The 430-nt window shown below is 37.9% G+C and carries 1 protein-coding gene; it reads left to right on the forward strand.

Annotation, left to right across the window (positions count from 1 at the left end):
• Nucleotides 1–170 precede the first annotated feature (170 nt).
• The coding region (locus CKW40_RS46280; RefSeq protein WP_244571578.1) for an oleate hydratase at nt 171–430 on the forward strand (260 nt) is incomplete at its 3' end.

Here is a 430-nt window from a genome sequence, read left to right on the forward strand (position 1 = left end):
GAGTGTATTCCAATACGAAAGGACTTGGTGGATATGTATTACAGTTATGGAAATTATGAAGCATTTGTGCGCCCTAAAAAACCTGAAAATGTAGAAAACAAATCCGCTTACTTAATCGGATCTGGTCTAGCTTCACTTGCTGCAGCTTGTTTTTAATAAGGGATGGTCAAATGGAAGGTTCTAAGATTCATATTTTAGAAGAGTTACCTAAAGCAGGTGGTAGTCTTGACGGAGAAAATATTCCTTTAAAAGGCTATGTTGTCCGCGGTGGTCGTGAAATGGAGAACCACTTTGAATGTTTGTGGGACTTATTCAGATCTATCCCTTCATTAGAAATCGATAACGCGTCAGTATTAGATGAATTCTATTGGTTAAACAAAGAAGATCCTAACTATTCTCGTTGTCGTGTTATTGAGAAACAGGGTCAACG

Origin of the sequence: Mesorhizobium carmichaelinearum (assembly GCF_900199455.1) — a bacterium.
GTDB classification, from domain to species: Bacteria; Pseudomonadota; Alphaproteobacteria; order Rhizobiales; family Rhizobiaceae; genus Mesorhizobium; species Mesorhizobium carmichaelinearum.